We start from the raw sequence: 18,943 nt of genomic DNA on the forward strand, positions 1-18,943 counted from the left end.
TCAAGCACCCCCCGCGAAGTCCCTCAATTCATCATCAGTAACTTGGAACTGCATGTGCAACTTGCTAGGCCCCGTGAGCAAATAGCATTCGCCTTTATCAAAGTTTGGAATAGTTGCGAAGTCTTGTTCGGTCATAATGCCACCAAACAAGCGGCGCAAAATGCCAGGGTTCTTTGCGGTTTGGATGGTAGAAATATCGTGCTTCAGCAGCACCTTATATTGACACAGCGAATAGATTTGATTGAGTGAATTGACGGCCTTGACCATATCACGATCCGAAACGTTACTCCCATTTGGAAACATCCGCTCAAGCCGCTGCGTCGCCAGAACGATAGCACCAAACATCTTACGATCTTCAGACATCAACTTAACGAAGAAGTCGGCCGCAAATGCCTTGTCAGTATTCAAAATCGTGTGGCATTCATCAACGATGATGAGCCAGTGTTGCACATCATCCAGTGATTTCTCGCGGTGATCGTAAGCCTTCTTCTCGCGACGGCCAACCGCCATACAGTTGTTATATGAGTCCATGATCGCGTTGTAGATGGCTAGATCCTGGATGCCTTCCTCCATCTGATCAATCGTATCTAGTTGATAGGACACCAACTGAACATCCTGAAGTGGCGGTAAGGAGGAATGCCCATCAAAGAGCTGCCCATACATTGTTGCCAAGCGGCGGAGCGTCAATAGAATGGTGTTGTAATACTTCGCCATCTGGTCATCTGGTTCTTCGCGTCGACGCTCCTCAATGTAGGCCACAATGTCGCTCAGCGTGGGGTAGTCTTCGCTGGCAAGGCTGGTAATAGGAGCTGCGCCCTTATCCAGGTAGCCGTTAGACTTGTAGTATTGATCACACAACGTCCCAAATACGCTTGCCGTCCGGGCGTCAGCATCACTATCAACCAGCCGATACTTGATTGAAAGGTTCCCAATGTGAGCACGGTAGGAAGCCGTCACGTCGACGTCAGCCGTCTTTTCATCAACGGCGGTTGGATAGACCTGGAACATGTTAATCATGCCCTGGCTTCCATCCAGGTTAATTACAGTGCCCCGGAAACGGTGAACCAAATCAGCAAACTCCCCGGAGCGGTCAAACACACGTACCATATCGCCACGAATAGCTCGCTCCCAGAGCATTTTTTTAATCGACGTGGATTTACCAGAACCCAGGTCGCCGCTCAGGAACGTGTTGTAATACGTGCGCTGCTGCGTGACGCGGAACATATCCCAGTACACAGTGCCACCAGTCGGTGTATAGCCAAAATATGATCCATAAGGGTCAGCCAGGCTTGTTTGGTTGTGGGCAAAGCCCAGGCCCATAACTTGCCCGCTTAAAGGTAAGCCCTCGCGGTGGCTGCGAAGCTGCCGCTGTGCCGTGATTGGTAAGAACATGGATTGATACTCGTCAGCGTTCTCATCCAAGAAAACAGCGCCCTGGTAGGCGCCGCTGTCAAGGCGGCCAATCACACGGTTCACCTTAGTATTCAATTCTTCAAGGGTGCTGGCGTAGACATAAACGCGGATATGAACCTGCTTAATTACCTCACCTTGCTTATTAAGAGCGATGCTCAGGTCGCGCAGCGGGTCTAGTTCCTGGTCAATCAAATCGCGCTCAGTCGTGGTGTTAGCGTGGTTACGCTGCACCTCAAGCTCAGTAACCGAGCCTTCAATCCGCCGCTTGTAGTTAATGTTTTGATTGGTGAAATAATCAACGGTCACTGTCACGCCGTTGATGCTGGTAATTTCCTTCAGCCAAAAATCGGTAAACGTATCTGGAATTTCATAGACATGCACACATGCCAGGTAAACATTGCCCAGCCGGGTGTAATACTCATTACGGGTATCAATGCCCCCCTGCGGCTGGATGTTATAGACAAACGTGTCGTCTAGTTTCTTATTCTTCTTCAAGAGCAATCACCCCCGGATTATTCATTAGGTGCAGCATGGTTTGTTTCTCTACCGTGGTTGTCGGTTCAAACCCGTAGATGCTGCTGTATTGCATGGCGGCGTCGATATGCCGCTCAAGCTCCGACACGGACTCGCCAAAGACCCAGATCCAACTTGAGAGCTTACGATAATGGCTTTCCAGGTACTGCATGTTGAGCAGTTCCCGTTGTAGCATCTCAAGTCGGAATGGATCACGAGTCGTTTCAATCAAGTGACGGAAGTAATGCTGCTGAGCTTTGTTGGACTCTGGAAAGTTGAGAAATACTTCTTTGACCGACCCTGGATATTGCCGCATAAACTCCCAGGAGCCAGACTCAATCTGATCTGCTTCTTCAAGCGTCAGCCTATCAAGGTCATATTTTTTCGGTTTGAACACCTCGGCATAGTAATCCGCAATGCCAGACCGCAGAGTGAGATAGCCCTTCTCGGTGATCCCAGTCACAGGAAAGATAGCAGTCACCTTTGTCTTCTTGTCCGCAAGCGCCGCAGATTGCTTTTCGCTCTTTTGCTTGCGTACTGATACCGCATCAAACGCCATGCCTGTCATCCTCCTTAAACAGCCGCACCCACCGTGGATTATCGATACTGTGGTAAATCCGGCGTGGCTTTCTGATCACTAACCAAATCACCTGATATGTCTTCTTTTCGGGAATACCAGATGGCGAAACTAAAATGTAGGCAATGACAGCACCCAAAATCGCCGGTAGAAGTTGCAGCACGGCCGGAAATAGATGGGAGAATGCCAGCCAGGGCACCCCACCAGCCGCGATAATCACAAAGAAGTCCGTGATAGAAAGGCGACTGCTGTACTGGTTTTTAATGTTGATTTTTTTAGAAAACTGAACCTGATGATACATTCACCTCTACTCCTTTCCGTTAATGTTCGGACCAATCTTAGGGTTGCCGTCCAACACATGGCCTACTGGATGGCTGGTAATACGGTCGGCAGACTCACGCATGAGCGCCCCACTATTTTCACCTTGTCGATATACCCGGTGCATTGTTTGTACAGTCGGCGACGCCATGAGTTTAGCCTGGGCACGTTGGCCCAAGGTTTGTTGTAATTTAGCCTGTGGCTGATCGTGCTGGAGCGCTGCCATCGCGCTGCGTGCTTGTTCACCTGCCGCCCCAGGCATGGATGCCGCCGTAACCTTTGGTGCTTTGAGTCCATCGCTCTTACCAGGTAGCACGGGAGCAGTACCAGTGCCGCCCTTCATGGCGTGCAGGGCAGCCGCCGAAGTGGATCCAGGCTGAGCCGCAATCCCTTTTCCAGCCGCCAATGGTGGATGGAAAGGCAGAGCTCCTAATTGTTTTCCACTTGGCGTCGCTGCCGAAGAAGCAGTGCCACCAGAACTTACAGGCATTGCAGGCGCGTCTTCACCTCCGCCAGGCTGAGAAGCCAATTCTGGCTCCTCACCGCTGGTAGCGCTTCCAACAGTGGCAGAGTTTCCTGCTGCTGTTGGTGCTTTCTCTGCCGGTAGCTTTGGCTTGGATAAAAGCCCCACACCAGCACCAACAGCGCCAGCTCCAGCGATAAGACCGCCTTTAGCAACGTGACCCGCCGTCTTTGCTGCGCCTTTGGCTGCTTGACCCGCGCCACGTCCAAGCGCGCTAATACCACGGGCACCGAGGATAACGTTGGTCATAGACTGCGCCATTGAAGCCACCCCAGCGTCAATGCCAAAGATAGCTTGGATGATGTTTGGCCCGTCTATGATGAATAGCGCTGCCCCGATCATCGCGAGGATCTTAGTTCCTGGTGTAAGTCCTGCATGGTTCAGATAGCCCAGGAACAAGGAGTAAAACTGGATCAAAACATCCAGTAGAAAGAGAACCACAAAGCTGTCACGCAGCTTCGTTATCAGTTGTCGGTTACGCTTCCCAGAGTCAATATCTGTCAACGCAATGCCTTGTGTTAGCAGCCCAATAAAGCCAATCTCCATTTCGATTTTGACGACTTTGAAGATGGTAATGAGTGTCACTGCCAACACACAGGCAATACTGAAGAACAGATACCAGGGCGACCAGGAATAGCGGTAGTAATGATCGTCGAGCTTGAACATGCCGGTCATGTTGTGCAATTCCCACTTGCCGTTGCTGTTCTTGGAAAGTTGATGTGTCAGAATGCTGTTACCAGCAGAACTAACTTGGGAGCCACCATACCAGTGTCCCGTGTCTACTTTCTCGTTGATGTTGAGCAGCTTAACGTCGCCCATATCATTGATGGAGTTTTGTTTATTGACGCCTGGCAGCGTGGCCTTGGTGCCCGAATGCTTCCACCCTGCTGCATCCAATGAGTAAACGTCGGTGATGTAACTCTTGTACAGCGAAACCACCACTGGTGAGTCAACAGACTTACTTGAAATCCCAGCGTTGACCATGTTGGTTGCTTGCGTCATGAAGAACGTAGTCCCTAAGAACAAAAGAAGGGCTACCAGGAAGTTATTGCCCTTCTCTTGGTAGTCCACTCGTTTGTTGTGTATGAACATTAGCCCCGCCCAGGCAATGGCAACCGTCGCCAGTGCCCAGATTGCAGCGTTGTAGGTTCTCAGGAAGCTCTTAACCCCACTGTACTCCCAGAAATTTAGGAGCTTGTACATGCTGCGAAAGCTATCACTGACTACGTTCGTGAGTGAATCAAGTCCTAGGATAATCAAGTTCCCAATGTATCTTAGGCCATCACTTACCAGGTTGGAAACATGAAGGTAGTCACTGTACGCTCGTAGCACTTGAATAACCTGTTGATCACCCATCTGCTTCCTCCTTCTTTTCAAATTGTTCTAGGTTAAATATCTTTCGCAGCGCCTTATACAACTCCGGTTGATCCGCGCGGTGTTGCATCAGAAACGCTTGCATATTGCCGACGGTGTTCCCACGGTAGAAGGCCGCCTTGTCATCACTATCAAGCAGCTTCTCTACTGTGCGTAGAACCAAGTTCTGCTGAGCTACGCCCAGGGCTTTGCTAAACGGCGTAGTGTCGCGGCTGATTATATCCGTGAAGTCTTGCGCTAGCGGTTGATCATTCTCGTGCTGAGCACTGAGCGGATCATCAGCGGCCTTCTGCTCGGCCGCAGCTTTCTTTGCCGCTTTAACAAATTCGCTTTCCTGCTGGGTCACCGTCACATTACCCTGGTCATCCTTCTGGTATTTAGAGACAACATTGTCGCTGGTGTGTGCCTCAAATCGGGTTGGTTCATTCTTTTTTAGCTCGTCAAGATTTAGCGGCTGTTTTGCGGTCTTTGTAAATTCCTCCTGGGAGATAGTAAGATCATGCAGACTAGTGTTTGCGTGTGTTGCCTGCTTATCGCCATTGAGCGATTCAAAGGTCTGCGGATGATCAAAGTTTGCCAGATACTGATACTGGTAAAGCATTTGACTATTGTCCTTGCGATTGGCATAAATAGGCGTTGCGCTAATCTCGCGTGCGTGTAAATCACGCCGCTGTTTGCCACGAATGAGTACCCACTCGCCTTCCTTGAGCTGGCCTAGCTCAGTTGGCGTCATCAAATCGCGGGCCTGTTCGGACTCGCTGTATGACTTGTCTAAGCTCAGTGGATCGCCAGCGCGGTTAGGCGCAATGATGGTCTTCTTGCCTAAAAGGTGCGAGAAGTATTCAGCGTCTTCTTTACCGTCGGCCAAAATATCGTACTTATTCCCACACGCTGAAAGAAGTGCCTCAGCGCCGCGATCACCATACTTGTCTTTGAGCTGTGCAATCGACTGAAAAACGAGGTAATAAATCAACCCACGCTGCAAGCCAACGTTCATGTAGCGGCTAAGTCCTTCAATCGTCGGAATGTTGGCAACTTCTTCGAGCACGAATTTCACTCGCCGGTCAAGGCTTGAGGTTGCTGATAGTGTCGCCGTCTTTGATAGAACGTAGGAAATCTGACTAATCAGTGTTGAAATGAGTGAGTAATTGGAGTCGTCGTAGTCTGGATAGACAATAAACAAAGCGATTGGCTTCTTACCATTAGCAATATCGACCAGGTTCAGGTCATTGGTAGCAGTGAGCTTGCCGATAGCGCTGAAAGTATAATTCTTGAGTTTTGCCATCGTGCCAGTGTAGATCCCTGCGCGTGTAATCCCTTGTGAGAATGTGATTGTGCCGTACTGCAACTTAGCGGGGTCATTGACTTCCATGCTACTGAAGAACTTATCCATCTTTGTATCACCATGCTCATCCGGGTTTGATCCAAGTTCATTCAACATAACTGAAACGGTATACATGGTGACTCGTTCAGGAGTGTTCTTCACCTTACATACCCGGCATACTGCCAGGATTAAAGCATTGGTGAGCGCAATAGAGGCTTCCTCCCACATTGGATCTTTGGCGTTCGGATTATGGAAAAGCGAATAGCTCAGCGTGTTGCATAAAAGCTGTGCTTCATCGTAGTCACCCTTTACATAAGCGCTCCAGATCAATGATAGGGGGTTATAGCCAATAGAATACTCAGGCGTGACCAAGTTGAATACGCGGACATCATAGCCACGTTTTTCAAACTCGGTCTTGGTGTTTTTGACCATATCACCCTTCAGGTCAGTGACAATCACCGAGTCTTGTTCTTTGGCCCGCATGATCAGGTCAAGAACTGGGTAGGTAAAGGTCTGTGTCTTCCCTGATTGTGTACCGGCAACAACCGCAGCGTTGGTCTTGTTAGTATCAATCAAGTCATAACCATGTTCCGGTACGGGGCCATTGTGGCGCTTCCGCTGCCGTTTTTCACGGCGTGCCGCTACGGCATCAAAAGCCAGGCTCTTACCTGGCACGCGTGACGGTGTAACATGTAAATCCAGCTCTGTTGCTGCCACCGGCGTGATATGAACTTGAGGCACACCAGAATATCCTTCATACACACTATTATCCAAGGGAACAGCAACGCTCTGCTGCACCAACTCTTTGAGCGGCGTAAAGGCTGCTGTGCCCATCGACCCGAGGTTAATATCACGGTAAGCGATGCGCATTTGATACAGCAATTTCGGTGTTTTAATAAGCCAGATTGCCAGCATCAAAACAACAATCAGATAATACGGCATCGTCGTAGAGGGCCAAAACCAATGTCCAAAGACAAACACGGATCCAAGTCCGGGCAAATTGGCACCGGTGCCCCCTTGATTGAAGCTGCTCATCGTTGCTGAAAGGCTAGTAAACAGATATTCCAGTAAATGGCTTGCCAGGCATCCAAGACACCAGGCAATCAATAAAAGAAAGGCCCCTGTTCCGGCAATCACATCACGCCGCGACAAAAGGCTTTTCCATTGTTTATAGTCAATATTCATTTCGTCGTGTCACCTCCTCGATCGACCGCGACGTGCTGCAACCAAATCTCTAACTTGCTGAATGCTGGTTTTCCTCCAATCGCAAAGACTGAAACTAGCAGGATTGCCAGCGGCAGCGCGAAAACGGGTGAGAGATTAGTCAATAGATAACCAGCCAGCGCCTTATACACTAAGGCAATAGCCAGGGTAAATACTCCCAATTCTCGCACTGAGAAACCCAGCGCCGCGTTAAGCAGCTCAAGTAAGGTAATTCCGGCAGCCAACAATCCAACCACTATCAAAACGGCTACTTGAACCTGTGGCCGGTTCCACAACTTCAGCAATAGCCAGCCAGCGCCACTGAGCAGCAGCAAATCAACTACCAGATTAAACCAGGTCAACAACTTGCTGTGCGTCATTTCATACCTCAACTGGCGTTGTTCCTCAGATAGATTATCCTCAAAGAAGATTGTCCCTTGTTTGATCCAAAGGCCTTGATTGGCCTGGATGCCAAGAACGGGCATTCCTGCACTTTCCAGGTTAAGAACGCTATCATTCAAGCGCTGCTGGAACGCCTCGTTAGATAGTGCCACCACTGTTTTGACTGCCTTCATTTCCTCAACTCCTAACCGCGAGCTAACTCTGCTTCTTTACTGGCTCGCTTGGTGGTTTTTTTCTCCTGTTCCGGGGCAAGACCGTCTTGTATCGTTTCGATCATGTTCTTTGAAACCCGCTGCACGTCGCCTAGAATGGCGGCCTGCTGCTGTTCTTCAGTACCCTCTACTGCTTCAAGGTTCTTCGTCCAACCTGCGATATACGGCATTGACTCCTCAGTGGTATCAATGCCCAAGGACTTGCTAACAACATAGCTGGTCATCTCCGCCTGAAACTCCTTAATGTCCCTATACTTGCTTGATTCTGGATCATTCATATTCCAAAACTTCGATGCGGATGCGTGCTTGGTATTGTGCATCTTGACGTGAGCTAATTCATGAATGAGCGTTGCCGCATAATCAGTGTCAGACAGGCCTTTCTTCATCACGATTTCCTTAGGGCTTCCCTCTGTGCTGATTGCCGCACCTTTGGCCGCGCCAAGTTGAAACGTAGGAAAACCAGTCGTCTCAGGACTAGTCACAGCCACGCCCTCTTTTTCGGCAATCCCTTTGATCAAGGAAATAGCTTTTTTAGTTCCCTCCGGGTCAGGGTTATCAAAGTCAAACGGCTTGTTCGGGTATAGCTGAGGATAATCTTCAGGCTTTGCGTTGGTTTGAAGAACGTCAAACACGTTACCCAGGTTAAAGTATTGACTTTTCAGTGTTTTGACCGAATTAGGATCAGTCTTTAATTGCGCCTTTAACGTTGGGGTGAGCTTATCGTAGGTCAGATACTTGTCAGTTGCCGGATCTCGATAGATTTTGAACTCGTGAGGCACCAGAATTTTGATGGCGTGTTCACCTTTTTGTACCGAAAAGCCTTTATCTTTCCAAAATTGAAAAGACCCTACCAGGTGCGCGCCCTGGTACTGGGATTGAATAAGCGCCATGTTGCGTGTTGAATACCGGTAGCCGGTAGCCATGAAGTCCAGAAAAGCCTTGCGTTCTTCAGGAGTCGTTGATTGTAGACGGATCTTTGGCAAAGCATCTTCGACAACCTTCTTAACCTCAGCCTGGATCTGCTCTTTCGTCTTGCGGGTGTAACTCTTTTTTGCAGGCATTAGCTAATCACCTCCGTCAAAAATCCCTCCCGCGTTAGATAAGCAGGGCTTTCGGGTTCAACGGCATCTTGTCCCTCCGGCCCGTCTTCATCGTACTGAGTGTCTTCTTCCGTCCCCGCTTCCGTCATGATGTCCTTCAAGACCTCTGCGCGCTCTGGGGTGACTTTAACGACCAGCCTGTCGCCGGTTGCAACCTCCTCACCAACGACTTTCTGGCCCTCTACTGAAACCAACATGATTAAATCGTTATCCATAATGAACCTCCTTTACCAGCCTTGATAAGGTGACTGGGCTGGCTGCTTAGACTGCGGTTTAGGCGCTTGCTGTACCGGTGGAACTGGTGGTTGTGGGGCTTGCTGCTGCTCTGGTGCCGGTTCCTGCTTTGGGGCATCAGGGTGCTGCTCAAATTCAGGCTGAATGGCCTGTTGCAGCGGCTTACCAACCTCGCCAGGTTGATAGACCCGGTAGAAGTCGTAGCCCCGCAAACGATAGGAGATGGCTTGGCTGCCGTCATCGCGCTTGAACTCACTGCTTTGGAAGTAGCCATTGACGACGATCACGGCACCAGGCTCGGCCTCTTTCAAGAACCGATCAGCCGCTTCACCTGACAAGGTGAAAGGTACCTTGTTGACTTCACCCCGGCCGGTGTCATAGCTCCGTTCATTCAATAAGAACCCATTCACGTATGTCCGCTCATTGCTTTGATTAGTCTTTGTTTCCGGCATTACACGACCCATCACGGTCATGTCATTCATCATCTTTGTCATGCTTATCCCTCCTGTGCTGGTGCAGCACTTTCATCCGCAACAACCGTCACTGTGACGTCTTTGGTAGTAGTCTGGCCAAACTTGTCGGTAGCAGTGTAGGTCAGTTTGTATTCGCCTGGGGTACTAGTATCAACGCTGCCATCTACCGTGACCTTAGCTTCGCCGTAAGGGCTTGTTGCCGTCACACTAGCCATTGCATCGAACTGATCGCCTACTTTAAGCGATGTAGCCACGCCAGAAACATCCAAGCTTGGCTTGTCGGCGGTAACGTTGATGGTCACGGTCTTCGTCGTTGTCTGGCCGAATTTGTCTGTTGCTGTGTAGGTCAGCTTATTTTCGCCAGGCTTGCTGGTATCGACGCTGCCGTCAACCTTGAGGTCAGCTTCGCCATACTTGCTGGTTGCTTTGACGTCCTGAAGGGCATCAAAGTTAGTGTTGATTGCTACGCTCGTGTTCTGGTCGGTAGTGTCAATGGTTGGCTTGTCAGCGTATACCGTGACTGTGCGTTGCTTGGTGACCGTCTGCCCGTCGCTGTCTGTTACAGAGTAGGTCAGTTCATACTGACCAGGAGTCGTCGTATCAACCTTACCATCAGCGGTGACCTTGCCTGTCAAATCGCCGTCTTGATAGTCATCAGCGCTAACATCTTTCAAGGCATCAAAGGTCGTGCCAACCTCAACCGGATTATCGTTTAGGAACACGATAGAAGGCTTATCGTTGATCACTGTGATTTCACGCGTGACCGAGACGGTGTGGCCCGCACTGTCTGTTACCGAGTAAGTAACGCTATACGTGCCTGGCGTGTTCTTATCAAGCGTGGTCGTATAGCCAATCGCATTAGTCAAATCGCCATCTTCTGAGTCGCTAGCCGTAACGCCAAGCCGGAAGTTGACTGTCTCCTGCCCCTTGTGCACCGTCATCGTCGCAGGCGCACTGATGGATGGTGCCTGGTCAGGTGTGGTTTCACCAGAATCTGAATTGCCACCATCAGTGCCACCGCCGGTTTGACCGCCATCACCAGGAAGTGTTCCAGGCTGATTGCCGGACGTACCGCTGTCTCCACCAGGAAGCACCTCCGGTGTTGCTGGCTCAATCGGTTCTGGTGTTGGCTTGGTGGCATCCGTTGCCAGCGCCACAAGCCCTTTGGTCTGATCAGAGTTAAGGGCGTCGGCCAGCTTCTGCACACCGTTATCCAGCAATACACCAGCTACGCCGGTTTCATCGCTTGCTGCCAGCGTCGGAAAGGCGCTTTGTACAATCGACTTAACGCTGCCATCATTGCTATCTGCCGCGTCGCCCTTAGCTGCGTCTTCAATGACCGATTTAACCGAGTTGTGCTTCTTCTTGGTGGTCGTTTTCGTGGTCTTGGCTGACTGCTGTGAAGGGCCTGTCACGGCGGAATAAATGCCGTAACCGCCGCCGCCAAGTACAGCAGCAGAGATTAAAACAGCCGCAAGGATTTTGCGGCTGGACTTCTTTTCTTGTTGTTCTGGTTCTTGTGCCATTACTTTCACTCTCCTAACGTTTCTAGTTGATGCTGAAACGATGCTGCACTGGCTTTGGCTTGTGCCCGCTCAGCAGCGCTTTTACTTGTGTCCTTTGCGATAGCCTGAAAATGGGCCACCGCCTTTTGATAGGTTTCACCGGTTTGAATCGCCTGATCAATCGTCTTGTTTTTCAGTTCCGCGTTGAGTCGTTTAGCCTGGTCAAACTGGCCGGTCTGGATGTAGCCAATCGCGATCAGGCTTTGCAGATCCTGGTCGTTCAGGTCCCGGTTCACAATCTCGGCCTGTTCAAACTGCTTTGTTTTGAGGTAAGCCACTGCCAATTTCGATTTACGAACACGGCTCATGGTTGCCTTTTGACTGGCACTAATCACGGCCTGATATTTCTTTCTTGCATAGGCCAAGTCAAACTTACCGTTAGCGCTTGGATATTTGCTCTGAAACTTAGCTAGGTCTGAGGTGGTGCCATCAGTGACCAAAACTGCTTCGATTGCAGCACGTTTCTCTGGATATGCCTGGCCCGCCTGAAGATATTTCTCATTGCGGACTAGCGTTTGATAGCTTGGCTGTGGGGCTGCCTTTGGCGAGAAAAAGAAACGATACGAACCAACCGCCCCAACAACAAGTAGCACAGCCGCGCCAAACACGATAAGGGCACGTTTGTACTTGCTGAACAATGCCCCCAGGTCTGGCGCTTGTCTGGTCGGCTGGCGTTTTTTCTCTACTGTGCGCCTATTTTGCATACTCTCGCGCGTTGGAGCGGGTTGAGGGCGGACAGTAGAAGGTTCAGGTTGTGGATCGGGTGGCTCTTGCGCATCATGCGAAGCACTCGGATTGGGTTCGGAGCTGGAACTTTGATCCTGCCCAGGTGCTTCATCCATTGCGGCCTCGGTTGACTCTTTGTCGGTCAGTAGGACAGGGGCAGCTTCGGCGACCAGGGCACTTTGCAGTGAAACGATGAACCGCTGAGCATCCTCAGACGACACGTTATCCAGCACCTCTCTGAAGGTGTGCTGAACAAGTGCCAACAAGTTTCCAAGATAGGCTTCACCGGTGCCAAGCTCAATGACGTCACGAAAAAGTAGCTCGTCATCCGACTCATTATGAATGCTGATCTCAACGACCAGCTTTTTGTGATTATCCAGGCAAGCATGGTTCGTTTCCCGGATCGTTTTCTCCGCCTCGTGCAGTGAGTAACGGCGCACTTTGGAGAACTTAGAAAAGAAAGGCCAGGCAAAGCGGCTGCGTTTCAACAACACATACATCGCTACTCACCTCCCTAGCGTGATTAAATGGTCTTCACCCAGGAAATAAAGGCTCCAGCTGAAAGAGCAATAAACAACCCGAGAGCGGTGTGGGTCATGCCGTCCTTGGCTTCCTCCAGTTTCTGGCGGTTCTTGGTCATGAAGGCAAGTGCATACAAGCTGAGTTTAACAACTGCGTATGATCCAGCAATCGTGCCGATAGCAGTTGCCACATATTGTAATCCTTGAGTAATTCTATCCATTGTGACGTTCCTCCTGATTTAAACTCTGAGTCGGCTGCTTGGTCTGGGCGGCCATAGACTTGATTAATAGATTTGTATTCTCAGTGATAATTTCTTGGTACTTTTCATTAAGCCAGTCATCCATCTTGACGCCTTTTGCCGCCAAAATGGCACTAGCAAGGCGCTTGTTTTGGTTCTGTTCTGCGCGATTTGCCATTCTTCCGCTCCTTTCTAATTCACGATTAGCAATTCGACCTTACGGCGGCTTACTGGACGGGTTTCTTGGATTTCTCCAAGCTCCATCAGTTCAGGATCAGCCCACCAGCCGGTCTTTAAAACGGCACGATAACCCGCTTCGATATGTTGCCCGAAGCCTGAGCTATAAATCGTTACTCTGATCCAGTTAGCACCGCAATCAACAACCGATGCGGTGCTTGAGTCTAACTTCAAAACCTTTGCCATCACACAAACTCCCTCCGATAGTGCGTATCCCGGTATCCTTCAATCAGCCAGTCCCCATCTGGCGCTTTACTGATGCGGTGTACCTCAAGTGCCGCCAGGTAACCCAGCTTTTGGTAGGATCCAGCCGGTCGTGTAATTTGCGGGACTACGTGACCAATCGCGAGCAGAACACCTGGTACCATCAGCTTCTCCGCCTCCGGGTTCGCGCTGAAGAAACTCTTCTTCACGCGTACAAACAGAATTTCGTTCCCCTCTCTGTCCTTACCGCTGGTACCAATCTCACGCGCCAAAAAACGTTCATCAACATACACTCCTTTCTCCATGTGCGTTCCACCTCCTTTCCATCAAAAGACTGCGGTCCATTGGACCGACGCTGCCCCAGGGAGTCGAACCCTGAACTGAAACACCGGTGACAGCAAAAAGCCCCTTCGGGCAGAAGGGGCCAAGAAAATCTATGAACTTTGCCTAAGCTGTACTAAGGAGTCGAACCTTAGTTTTCCGGGTACAGCAAAGGCCCTCGATTGAGGGCCTTGGTAGTCTTACTTCTTCTGCTGCTTCTTCTTCCTGCCTTTGTTGTCTAAACCAATCTCAGCCAGGTAGCCGGTATCAGGCGTAAATGGGAACTTTTTGTCCCGTGCAACTTGACGCAGAAAGACTGTGATGGCGCTAGTCACGGTAAAACCCATATCTGCCAGTGCTTCCTCGGCTTCCGCTTTGGTCTTGGGGTCAAGTCGTGCAAAGACCCTGACCGTCTTATCTTGCAATCTCACTGTCTCACCCTACTTTCGTTGTTCATATACGACATTTTATACTATTGGTGATTCTTTATCAGCCTATCAGTAGCTTATACTGCCCCAGGGAGTTGAACCCTGGCCATACTCCAGGCAGGGGTAAGCCGGTGGCAGTAACGCGCTCCTACTTTGTTCGCTTGGGGGAGAAGTAGGGGCACTTGCGTATATAAAATGAGGAAATCGTTGGAGCATGACAGGTAGCGGGGCAGCTACCTACCAATGTCATCCTAAGGAGTCGAACCTTAGCTTACCGTGATGACAATGATCACACAGCTGGTGGCAAAATCAACAAGATTCCGTACTCCAGACTACCACTCACAGCGCAATTTGCTAGTTGAAAGTGGGTGCTTTGTCAGCAATCTCTGGTCGTGATATACTTAGGGCGAACGAAATGCCGATGACGCCAAGCGCCACCGGCAAGGCAAGGCCGGATTGCTCCGGTGACTAGCCGTTCAGATTACAACGAATCATAACCGTCGCTGGCTGCCAGGCGTGGACGGTTATTTTTTTGCGTCGTTTTTCATGATTGCCACGATTAAACCGCCAAAGGCGATCATCAGCGACAACGCTTCGAAAACGCTCATGCGTGCTCCTTTCAGAGCAACAACCCAAAAGAACCATAGGCATCACTCCCATCTCTCGATTGAAGCTAGCCACCGTCCGGCTTTTCCTTGTCTTAACCATCATACTCAACTCTTACGCGCAATGCGAGTGACTTCTAATCTTTTGACCGTTTGCTATTACTTGTTAGTGCGTGACCATGAATGCCGATTAAATTATCATGCGTCAGAGGATTCGCCCCAAGCGGCAACCGCTGATCCAGCACAAACAACAACAACTATTGCCGCTATAATTGGACTTTGTAATCCATTCCAGATGAAAAACACAAACACTGAATTGATTAGTACTAGGCAGACCTTACGGTACCTGCCTAAGACCGCCCCAGGGAGTCGAACCCTGGTGCATCAGCAGGCGCTGACGCTAACCCGGTGGCGGTGGTGGTACTTAATCGCTAGTCAACGTGCCCACGCGATACGCGGTTGGATCAGAAGCCGTTAGAGACGTGTCAAGGTGCTTTTGGAGGCCAAGTTTTGTAGGCTTCACCTTGACTAGGTGCCCTTGGACTACATATCGAAACGCTGGATGTTTGTACCCAACTCGCGGACATGTAAACAAATGAATCTGTTTGGCGGCACCGGCAGCTGGATCACTAAGGATCGAAGCATCGCTGCCTTCAACCGTATATGCCCGGTCGGCTTCATAGGTGTACTTGCCTTCTAGCGTATACACGTAGATCAGGCCGCCGGTGCCGGTGCCGCCTTTATAGTCTGACGGCCGGTAGGGCGCGGTCGCATTACGCACGTAGCCCTGGCTGGTTGTCAGTTGGAAAAGATTAGCGAACAAAACCCCAGGGACATAAGAGCTATGACCTGCAAGGACATAGTTGTTGTCGCCGGGGTTTGTGTTTGCTTTAACTCGGGCAAGTTCCGCAAGTGCCCCGTAAGTGAGCCCAGCCTCCGTTTTGTAGATAGCTAGGTCAATTCCTACTGACGGGATTGAAACGGCCGTATCGGCCCGTCTTGCCCGCGTATGGGGCGCTTGTTTGCCCTTCTTGAGTGACTTGATTAGTTGCTGACCATAACTCCGTGCGCGTTGGCCCTTGCTGGCCTCTTGGGCCGGCTGCCAAACGATCAACGCCACGCCGCTAAGGATCAGCAAGATTAATGCAACAGTTAGTGGCCAACGCTTACGTCGCATAGGCTAAGCCCGCTTACGCAGCAAGTAGAAGGCCACACCAGCAGCGCCAATCAGAGCAACAACGCCCAGGGCCAACAGAGCGCCATTCAGGGAGTCGTCAGTCTGAGTCAGCTTTGGTGCTGGCGCGATGTGAACCGTTTGGCCCGCGTCGTTGATGTCAGCGTGGCTCGCAATCAGCTTGCCATCGTGGTAGAGGTCTTCAAAAGCAACCACGTCGTGGCCGCCAAGGGAGCTGCCATCGAACGTGAAGGTCATGGTCACCTTCATGTCCTTAGCAGTTGCCTTAAAGGTCTTTTCAGCAGTAACTTTCTTGCCGTTGATCAGAACCGGCTTGCCAGTGGCCTTGTCCATCAGGTAGCCCTTGACGGTGTAGGTCTTGCCAATCACGAGGTCATTAAATTCAACAACGTCGTTGATCGTCATGTTCTTAGCAGCGGTGGCCGTCTTCTTGCCGTCGGAGGTCGCCGTGGTGTGCAGTTCAATCTTCGGGAAGTGAACGGTTTGGCCTTTGTCGTTAATGTCTTCGTGAGCAGCAATCAACTTGTTGTTGTGGTAGAGGTATTCAAAGACCACAACATCCTTGCCAGCCAAGGCACGGCCGTCAACGACAAATTCAACATCGATCGTGCCATCGGCCTTTTCGGCTTTGAAGGTCACGGTCTTGGAAACTTTGGAGCCGTCGGCGTTCTTAACGAACGATCCGTCGGTGTAGTGCAGGTAGCCCTTGACGGTGTAGGTCTTGCCAACAATCAGATTGTGGTAAGCCACAGCATCCTTAACGATTACCTTTTCTTCTGGAACAACTTCCTTGGACCCTTCAGAATCCGTTGCCGTAGTGTGCAACTCAATCTTCGGGAAGTGAACGGTCTGATTCTTATCGTTCACGTCTTCGTGGAAGGCAATCAGATTGTTGTTGTGGTAGAGGTTTTCAAACACAACCACGTCCTTGCCCGCCAGCAGGCGGCCATCAACCGTGAAGGTCACGTCGATGGTACCCTCGGTCTTCTCGGCGGTAAAGGAAACTGTTTTAGAGATTTTGTTGCCCTTAGCATCAAGGACAAAAGAGCCATCCGTATAGTGCAGATAGCCGGTTACGGAGTAGTGCTTGCCGACAACCAGGTTGCTGTACGCAACGGCATCTTTGATGGTGACGTTTTCCTCAGGCATCACCTGCTTGTCGCCTTCGTCGGAAGTAGCCGTCGTGTGAACCTTTGGGGTAACCACTTTGACGGTCTGGCCTTCGTCGTTGATGTCAGCGTGGCTAACAATCAGATTGTTGTCACGGTAGAGATCTTCGAAAACAACAAATTCTTTGCCCATTGCCTTAGAAGCATCAACGGTGTAAGTCATGGTAACCGACCCGTCGGCTTTGTCAGCGACGAACGTCTTTTCAGCAGTAATTGGGTTGCCCTTAGCGTCAAGAACAACCTTACCTGTGGCCTTATCAATCAGTTGGCCCTTAATGGTATAGGTCTTGCCAACAATCAAATCATGGTAAGCCACCACGTCGTTGATCGTGAGATCAGCATCTGGCAGGACGTCATGAGAGCCGTCGACGTCAGTAGCAGTCGTCCCAATCTTAGGCGTGGTGAAGGTAATCGTTTGACCTTCGTCTTCGATGTCATTGTGCACCGCAACCTCGCGGCCATCACGTGACAGTGTTTCAAAAGCCACAACAGTCTTCCCTGCCAGCAAGTGAGCATCAAACGTGAATGGCACGTCAATGTACCCGCTAGTAGTCTTGGCCGTGAACGAAACGGACTTGGTGACCTTGTTACCATTGTCGTCAAGCAGCGCTTCACGCGTGTTCTTATCCATCAGCACACCAGTTACGGTGTACTTCTTGCCGATCACGGCGTTTTCGTACTGCACGCGGTCAGTGATGATTGCTTGCTTGTGTGGTTCCTGAATGTGAGTACCATCTTCTGAGGTAGCCGTGGTATGAATCGTTTCCGGAACCCGTTCGTTAGTGGCAGTCAGATTGATGGTCTTGCCAGCATCCGTTGAGGCAACGCTGAACTTTTTGATCGTAGAATCCAACTTGAAACCATTGACCGTCTTAGTCTCTTGATACGTCCAGTTACCAGTCATTTCAGAGACGCTCTTATTGAGGCTAATCTGGCCCTTGGCATCGGTGGTGAAATCACCATAGCTCTTACCATCCTTAGTGAAGTGGAAGGTCACGCCAGCCAATGGATCATTCTTACCTGGTTCGGTGGAAATGTCGTATTTCTGAAGACGAATATTAACGTTCTTAATGACCTTCACAGTAACCAGAGTACGTGCCGAAATTGGGTCTAGCAGCGGCCGCATTACATTTTGCTTGGTCGGATGTGTGAAGTAAATCGGTGTACCAACGTAGTTTTTGTCAATACTGGGAATGTAGGAAATAGTCCCATCAGTTGATTTAGCATTAGCGGTTAAAGTCAATTTATTGCCGCTCTTTGAAGCCGTCACCTTGGCACCATTTGTGTACGGAGAATTTGCAAAATTCGCGAATCTACCAGTTGTATCTGTCAAGGTTACGCTTTGTCCTACGCTGAGGGTGATTTGCTTGTTTGTGAACGATGGAAATCCCATGAAGGTGTTCACCTTGGCATTAACATTCTTTTTGAACGTATTGTACTGACTCATCGAAAGTGTTCCGCCCATGGACTTCGGCTTGCCACCCAGTGCCTCCCAAATCATGTAATTGGTCGCCATCTGGTTCTTCAGAGACTTTTGCTTTTGATACCCGTAATATGCAATTGCAGATATTTTCTTCTGCAATGTCCCGGACTGGCTATATTGTGTGTAACCGCTAATTCCTCCTGTTTGACCTAAAGCCGTCCCGAGCTGAATACAGAAGGCCACCGGCCCGGAAGCATTGCCCACTCGGGTCCCCCAATAGCCGTTATCTTTAATTGTTTTGCCATTTTGAGTCCACGTGGATGATTGATAGGAAATGTGCATGTTAGGATCAACGTAAATCGTCGCAGCCTTGACCGGCTGAGCGGAAACAATTTTTCCCGACAAAAAAAGACCAGCGACGCCGCCGGCCCCAATTCCTAGCCAATGTATGATGTGCCCCCAAGGACACCTTTTCTCTTTAAACATTTTTTGTTCTCCTCTCTTGAAAGTCTAACCAACAACCTACAATCAATGATGGTGCACGGATACATGTCATAGTTTTCTCCCCACAAAAACTGACTAACATTAGTGGTGAACCATGATTCGACGGAATCGTGGTCCACCACTTTTTCGTTTCTGTTAAA

At 50.1% G+C, this 18,943-nt stretch carries 19 protein-coding genes; all 19 read right to left on the minus strand.

Features of this window, described 5'->3' with window-relative positions; genetic code table 11:
- Positions 1–1,908, minus strand: a complete 1,908-nt coding sequence (locus JUF11_RS11485) for a putative type IV secretion/conjugal transfer ATPase (protein WP_204119694.1) — start codon at positions 1,906–1,908, stop codon at positions 1–3.
- The gene (locus tag JUF11_RS11490; RefSeq protein WP_225422851.1) at positions 1,895–2,485 is read right to left on the minus strand and encodes a hypothetical protein; all 591 of its coding nucleotides are present in this window, start codon (positions 2,483–2,485) and stop codon (positions 1,895–1,897) included. The genes JUF11_RS11485 and JUF11_RS11490 overlap by 14 nt, the downstream gene beginning before the upstream one ends.
- Complete coding sequence (locus JUF11_RS11495; RefSeq protein ID WP_125582747.1) at positions 2,475–2,804, minus strand: DUF5592 family protein; 330 nt, start codon at positions 2,802–2,804, stop codon at positions 2,475–2,477. Before JUF11_RS11495 ends, JUF11_RS11490 begins: the two co-directional genes overlap by 11 nt.
- A gap of 6 nt (positions 2,805–2,810) precedes the next feature.
- Positions 2,811–4,700, minus strand: a complete 1,890-nt coding sequence (locus JUF11_RS11500) for a pLS20_p028 family conjugation system transmembrane protein (RefSeq protein ID WP_204119695.1) — start codon at positions 4,698–4,700, stop codon at positions 2,811–2,813.
- Positions 4,693–7,227 (minus strand): VirD4-like conjugal transfer protein, CD1115 family, encoded by a 2,535-nt coding sequence (locus JUF11_RS11505; protein ID WP_204119696.1) that lies wholly within the window; start codon positions 7,225–7,227, stop codon positions 4,693–4,695. The genes JUF11_RS11500 and JUF11_RS11505 overlap by 8 nt, the downstream gene beginning before the upstream one ends.
- On the minus strand, positions 7,224–7,820 hold the full coding sequence (locus JUF11_RS11510; protein WP_204119697.1) for a hypothetical protein: 597 nt from the start codon (positions 7,818–7,820) through the stop codon (positions 7,224–7,226). The genes JUF11_RS11505 and JUF11_RS11510 overlap by 4 nt, the downstream gene beginning before the upstream one ends.
- 11 nt (positions 7,821–7,831) lie before the next feature.
- A complete protein-coding gene (locus JUF11_RS11515; RefSeq protein WP_204119698.1) occupies positions 7,832–8,920 on the minus strand; it encodes an ArdC-like ssDNA-binding domain-containing protein in 1,089 nt (362 codons plus the stop codon).
- Positions 8,920–9,174, minus strand: a complete 255-nt coding sequence (locus JUF11_RS11520; RefSeq protein ID WP_203664149.1) for a hypothetical protein — start codon at positions 9,172–9,174, stop codon at positions 8,920–8,922. The genes JUF11_RS11515 and JUF11_RS11520 overlap by 1 nt, the downstream gene beginning before the upstream one ends.
- Before the next feature lie 12 nt (positions 9,175–9,186).
- Positions 9,187–9,687: a single-stranded DNA-binding protein gene (locus JUF11_RS11525; protein ID WP_204119699.1), complete on the minus strand. Its 501-nt coding sequence runs from the start codon at positions 9,685–9,687 to the stop codon at positions 9,187–9,189.
- Between the two features lie 2 nt (positions 9,688–9,689).
- Complete coding sequence (locus JUF11_RS11530; protein WP_204119700.1) at positions 9,690–11,192, minus strand: DUF5011 domain-containing protein; 1,503 nt, start codon at positions 11,190–11,192, stop codon at positions 9,690–9,692.
- A 5-nt stretch (positions 11,193–11,197) separates the two neighbouring features.
- Positions 11,198–12,457 (minus strand): hypothetical protein, encoded by a 1,260-nt coding sequence (locus tag JUF11_RS11535; RefSeq protein ID WP_204119701.1) that lies wholly within the window; start codon positions 12,455–12,457, stop codon positions 11,198–11,200.
- A 23-nt stretch (positions 12,458–12,480) separates the two neighbouring features.
- A complete protein-coding gene (locus tag JUF11_RS11540) occupies positions 12,481–12,699 on the minus strand; it encodes a hypothetical protein (protein ID WP_204119702.1) in 219 nt (72 codons plus the stop codon).
- Positions 12,692–12,895: a hypothetical protein gene (locus JUF11_RS11545; RefSeq protein WP_204119703.1), complete on the minus strand. Its 204-nt coding sequence runs from the start codon at positions 12,893–12,895 to the stop codon at positions 12,692–12,694. The genes JUF11_RS11540 and JUF11_RS11545 overlap by 8 nt, the downstream gene beginning before the upstream one ends.
- Before the next feature lie 14 nt (positions 12,896–12,909).
- Positions 12,910–13,140, minus strand: coding sequence for a hypothetical protein (locus tag JUF11_RS11550; protein WP_204119704.1), 231 nt, complete (start codon positions 13,138–13,140; stop codon positions 12,910–12,912).
- Complete coding sequence (locus JUF11_RS11555) at positions 13,140–13,463, minus strand: hypothetical protein (protein ID WP_125582723.1); 324 nt, start codon at positions 13,461–13,463, stop codon at positions 13,140–13,142. Before JUF11_RS11555 ends, JUF11_RS11550 begins: the two co-directional genes overlap by 1 nt.
- A gap of 216 nt (positions 13,464–13,679) precedes the next feature.
- Positions 13,680–13,910, minus strand: a complete 231-nt coding sequence (locus JUF11_RS11560) for a type II toxin-antitoxin system RelB/DinJ family antitoxin (protein ID WP_204119705.1) — start codon at positions 13,908–13,910, stop codon at positions 13,680–13,682.
- 521 nt (positions 13,911–14,431) lie between these two features.
- Positions 14,432–14,515: a putative holin-like toxin gene (locus tag JUF11_RS13395; RefSeq protein ID WP_225422853.1), complete on the minus strand. Its 84-nt coding sequence runs from the start codon at positions 14,513–14,515 to the stop codon at positions 14,432–14,434.
- Positions 14,516–14,936: 421 nt separating this feature from the next.
- A complete protein-coding gene (locus tag JUF11_RS11565) occupies positions 14,937–15,689 on the minus strand; it encodes a sortase domain-containing protein (RefSeq protein WP_125582719.1) in 753 nt (250 codons plus the stop codon).
- Between the two features lie 3 nt (positions 15,690–15,692).
- A complete protein-coding gene (locus tag JUF11_RS11570; protein ID WP_204119706.1) occupies positions 15,693–18,785 on the minus strand; it encodes a VaFE repeat-containing surface-anchored protein in 3,093 nt (1,030 codons plus the stop codon).
- Between the last annotated feature and the right edge of the window lie 158 nt (positions 18,786–18,943).

Origin of the sequence: Lacticaseibacillus suilingensis (assembly GCF_016861845.1) — a bacterium.
Taxonomy (GTDB): Bacteria; Bacillota; Bacilli; order Lactobacillales; family Lactobacillaceae; genus Lacticaseibacillus; species Lacticaseibacillus suilingensis.

Excerpts from the sequence above, each read along its gene's own strand:
- JUF11_RS11510 (WP_204119697.1), bottom strand. The coding sequence starts at position 7,820 with ATGAAGGCAGTCAAAACAGTGGTGGCACTATCTAACGAGGCGTTCCAG.
- JUF11_RS11490 (WP_225422851.1), bottom strand. The coding sequence starts at position 2,485 with ATGGCGTTTGATGCGGTATCAGTACGCAAGCAAAAGAGCGAAAAGCAA.
- JUF11_RS11515 (WP_204119698.1), bottom strand. The coding sequence starts at position 8,920 with ATGCCTGCAAAAAAGAGTTACACCCGCAAGACGAAAGAGCAGATCCAG.
- JUF11_RS11550 (WP_204119704.1), bottom strand. The coding sequence starts at position 13,140 with ATGGCAAAGGTTTTGAAGTTAGACTCAAGCACCGCATCGGTTGTTGAT.
- JUF11_RS11540 (WP_204119702.1), bottom strand. The coding sequence starts at position 12,699 with ATGGATAGAATTACTCAAGGATTACAATATGTGGCAACTGCTATCGGC.
- JUF11_RS13395 (WP_225422853.1), bottom strand. The coding sequence starts at position 14,515 with ATGAGCGTTTTCGAAGCGTTGTCGCTGATGATCGCCTTTGGCGGTTTA.
- JUF11_RS11525 (WP_204119699.1), bottom strand. The coding sequence starts at position 9,687 with ATGACAAAGATGATGAATGACATGACCGTGATGGGTCGTGTAATGCCG.
- JUF11_RS11545 (WP_204119703.1), bottom strand. The coding sequence starts at position 12,895 with ATGGCAAATCGCGCAGAACAGAACCAAAACAAGCGCCTTGCTAGTGCC.
- JUF11_RS11495 (WP_125582747.1), bottom strand. The coding sequence starts at position 2,804 with ATGTATCATCAGGTTCAGTTTTCTAAAAAAATCAACATTAAAAACCAG.
- JUF11_RS11535 (WP_204119701.1), bottom strand. The coding sequence starts at position 12,457 with ATGTATGTGTTGTTGAAACGCAGCCGCTTTGCCTGGCCTTTCTTTTCT.
- JUF11_RS11500 (WP_204119695.1), bottom strand. The coding sequence starts at position 4,700 with ATGGGTGATCAACAGGTTATTCAAGTGCTACGAGCGTACAGTGACTAC.
- JUF11_RS11505 (WP_204119696.1), bottom strand. The coding sequence starts at position 7,227 with ATGAATATTGACTATAAACAATGGAAAAGCCTTTTGTCGCGGCGTGAT.
- JUF11_RS11520 (WP_203664149.1), bottom strand. The coding sequence starts at position 9,174 with ATGGATAACGATTTAATCATGTTGGTTTCAGTAGAGGGCCAGAAAGTC.
- JUF11_RS11555 (WP_125582723.1), bottom strand. The coding sequence starts at position 13,463 with ATGGAGAAAGGAGTGTATGTTGATGAACGTTTTTTGGCGCGTGAGATT.
- JUF11_RS11530 (WP_204119700.1), bottom strand. The coding sequence starts at position 11,192 with ATGGCACAAGAACCAGAACAACAAGAAAAGAAGTCCAGCCGCAAAATC.
- JUF11_RS11570 (WP_204119706.1), bottom strand. The coding sequence starts at position 18,785 with ATGTTTAAAGAGAAAAGGTGTCCTTGGGGGCACATCATACATTGGCTA.
- JUF11_RS11565 (WP_125582719.1), bottom strand. The coding sequence starts at position 15,689 with ATGCGACGTAAGCGTTGGCCACTAACTGTTGCATTAATCTTGCTGATC.